The sequence below is a fragment of the Rhodopirellula sp. UBA1907 genome, assembly GCF_002337565.1.
Taxonomy (GTDB): domain Bacteria; phylum Planctomycetota; class Planctomycetia; order Pirellulales; family Pirellulaceae; genus Rhodopirellula; species Rhodopirellula europaea.
On record NZ_DDGH01000042.1, the window covers coordinates 1 to 2958 of the forward strand.

The following is a 2958-nucleotide window of genomic DNA, read 5'->3' on the forward strand; positions in this document are numbered from 1 at the left end:
GGGTTCTCGGATAGGTTCTTAGTCTTTGTCGGTGCGGAGCACGGAGATGAAGGCTTTTTGCGGGATGTTGACGCTGCCAAATTGTTTCATCTTGGCTTTGCCCTTCTTCTGCTTCTCCAGCAGTTTCTTCTTCCGGCTCACGTCGCCACCGTAAAGTTTCGCGGTCACGTCTTTGCGGTAGGGAGCGATTGTGGTTCGCGCGATCACAGTGCCGCCAATCGCACCTTGGATTGGGATCTTGAACTGGTGACGTGGAATCGCTTCGGCAAGTTGCTCGCAGTAGTGCATTGCCCGAGCTCGTGATTTGTCGCGGTGCACCAGGTAGGCCAACGCGTCGACAGGTTCTTTGTTGACCAAGATGTCGACTTTAACGATGTCGGTTTTGCGATACTCGATCGGCACGTAGTCGAACGAGCCATAACCGCGCGTGATCATCTTGAGTTTGCCATAGAAGTCGAACAAGACTTCCCCGAGAGGCATCTCGCTGGTGACTTCCAAGCGGCCCGCCGACAAGTAGTTCATCGTTTGGCTCTCGCTGCGATGCTCGCGGCAGAGTTCCATCACCGGGCCGACGTACTCTTCCGGAATCAGAATCTGAGCCTTGATGTAGGGCTCGCTGACGGATTCAATCGTCGAGGGATCGGGCCAGTAGGTTGGGTTGTCGACGTCCTGTGTCGTGCCATCCTTGAGTTTGATTTTGTACTGCACCGATGGGGCGGAAATGACCAACCCAATGTCAAACTCACGCTGCAATCGTTCTTGAACCACGTCCAGGTGCAGCAAGCCGAGGAACCCGCAGCGATAACCAAATCCAAGAGCAGCGGAGCTGTCTTTTTCGAAGGTCAGTGCGGCGTCGTTGATCGACAGTTTCTCGAGTGCTTTGGTGAGGTCTTGGTATTCGTCGGTGCTCATCGGATAGACCGACGAGAACACGACTTGGCGTGCCGGTTGATAGCCAGGGATCGGTTCGTTCGCTGGTCGATCTGCTAGCGTGATCGTGTCCCCGATCTCGATGTCTTGAACCGTTTTGACGCCGGCGACGATGTAGCCGACTTCTCCGGCGGTCAATTCTTTCTTTGGGACCAGTTTGAATTGGTTGTAGCCGAGTTCATCGACGGTGAAGTCGCGATCGGCGTGCATGAAGTGGATGTCGTCTTTGGGCTTGAGCGTTCCTTCCATAACACGGCATTGCAGGATCACGCCGCGGTACTTGTCAAAGAATGCATCAAACACCAAGGCCTTCAGCGGTGCCTTCGGATCGCCTTGCGGAGCGGGCAGGTTCGTGACGATCCCTTCGAGCACGTCTTCGATGCCTTGGCCGGTTTTGGCAGAAACCGGAATGGCGACAAAGGGATCGAGGCCTAGGTCCTCGTCAATTTCCCCGCGGACGCGATCGACATCGGCGGCGGGCAAGTCGATTTTGTTGATGACCGGAAGCAGTTCCAGGTCGTATTCAAGAGCCAGATACAGGTTGGCGACCGTTTGAGCTTCGACGCCCTGGGAGGCATCGACGACCATCAGAGCACCTTCGCAGGCCATCAGTGATCGGCGGACTTCGTGGGAAAAATCGACGTGGCCGGGGGTGTCGATCAAGTTGAGTTGGTACGCCTCACCGTCTTTCGCCGTGTAGTTCAGCGTGACCGTGTTGCTTTTGATCGTGATGCCTCGTTCTCGCTCGATGTCCATCGAATCGAGCATTTGGTCGTGAAACTCACGTTGAGTCACACCGCCACACGACTGAATCAGCCGGTCCGCCAGGGTGGACTTTCCGTGATCGATGTGGGCGATGATGCAAAAATTGCGGATGTGTTTCATGGTTTTGTTTCGTGCAACGCGGCGTGAACGTCACATCGTAGTGAATCAGGTGTCAATTCAATAGGGATTTGCTGATTGGTCCCATTGTGAGGATTTCGAAAAAAGATCGGAATCGACTGGATTTTCTGGATTTCGAACGCCGACCTAAGTTGATGAATTGATCTTCCGCCGAAACTCGATCTTCGAGATGATCGATCGTTCGGAGGACCGTTTCGTCTTTTCTGTTTTCAAGGATGTGTCATGCGGACAATACTTTTACTCGGCCTGGCCATCGGTGGGGCTTTCATGGCTGGATGGTTCACCATCGAGCGTGACGGCGACAAGACACGGATCGAAATCAACAAGACGGAAATTCGAAGCGACGCACGTTCCGCGATTGATCGTGGTCGAGACATTCTCGATGAGCGTCAACGTGAACAAGCCGCTCAGCAGGCTGCCCAGCAACAGGGTGGTTATCCTGCTCAAGGCCAAGGTGGCTACTATCCGGGTGCTGCTCCAGCCAATCCGAACGCTTGGCCACCACAGGGCGGTCAACCGGTTCAGGGGGCTGGGTACAGCACTCCGAATTACGGCACGCCTAATTACAACCAACCGCCGGCGTACAACAATTACCCTGCCGCACAGCCGAACGCGGGTTATGGCGACCAAGGTGGTTACAGCCCGAACGCGTATCAGCCGCAGGGTTACAACGGACAACCACAAACTGCTGAGCAGAACCGATGGGACTCGGCTTCAGCGCCTTGGGCTCCTCAGTATCGTTGAGTTGATTGGGCGTTTGTTTGCTCGTTCACGCTGGGGACCAACGTGCTACAGGCTTTCGAAGTGTGGCAGGTAGGTAACGTGCTGCGGGTTCGTTAGGCGGCTTGTTGACGTGATTCAACTTGCGCCAGGATCAACATCTCGAGCGTTTTCTGATACGCACCTCGGTGTTTATTGACCAAGTCACGAGCGGATTGGCCGAGGGAGTCAGCGGCGGGGATGTCAGTCAGGCATCGCGAAACGAATTGTTTCAGTTCCGCTTCGTCTGCAACTCGCACGGCCGCATCAGCAGCGATCAATTGCTTGGCGATCGTGTCGAAATTCTTGGTGTTAGGGCCGAACGAAACGGCACAGCCATAGCCGGCGGGTTCCAACATGTTTTGA

The 2958-nt window shown here is 54.9% G+C and carries 2 protein-coding genes and 1 pseudogene; 1 reads left to right on the plus strand and 2 read right to left on the minus strand.

The window, feature by feature from the left end; translation table 11 throughout:
• Positions 1 to 18: 18 nt before the first annotated feature.
• Positions 19 to 1815 (minus strand): translation elongation factor 4, encoded by a 1797-nt coding sequence (lepA, locus tag B2R17_RS09320; RefSeq protein WP_286763780.1) that lies wholly within the window; start codon positions 1813 to 1815, stop codon positions 19 to 21.
• A gap of 285 nt (positions 1816 to 2100) precedes the next feature.
• Between lepA and B2R17_RS09325 the strand changes: the two genes are divergently transcribed.
• On the plus strand, positions 2101 to 2577 hold the full coding sequence (locus B2R17_RS09325; RefSeq protein WP_008653754.1) for a hypothetical protein: 477 nt from the start codon (positions 2101 to 2103) through the stop codon (positions 2575 to 2577).
• Positions 2578 to 2669: 92 nt separating this feature from the next.
• Here B2R17_RS09325 and B2R17_RS09330 read toward each other — a convergent pair.
• Positions 2670 to 2958 (minus strand): annotated as a pseudogene (locus tag B2R17_RS09330) (3-deoxy-D-manno-octulosonic acid transferase); the annotation flags it as partial.

Bases quoted from the DNA above. Each gene is read 5' to 3' on its own strand.
- lepA (WP_286763780.1), bottom strand. From the start codon at position 1,815: ATGAAACACATCCGCAATTTTTGCATCATCGCCCACATCGATCACGGA.
- B2R17_RS09325 (WP_008653754.1), top strand. From the start codon at position 2,101: ATGGCTGGATGGTTCACCATCGAGCGTGACGGCGACAAGACACGGATC.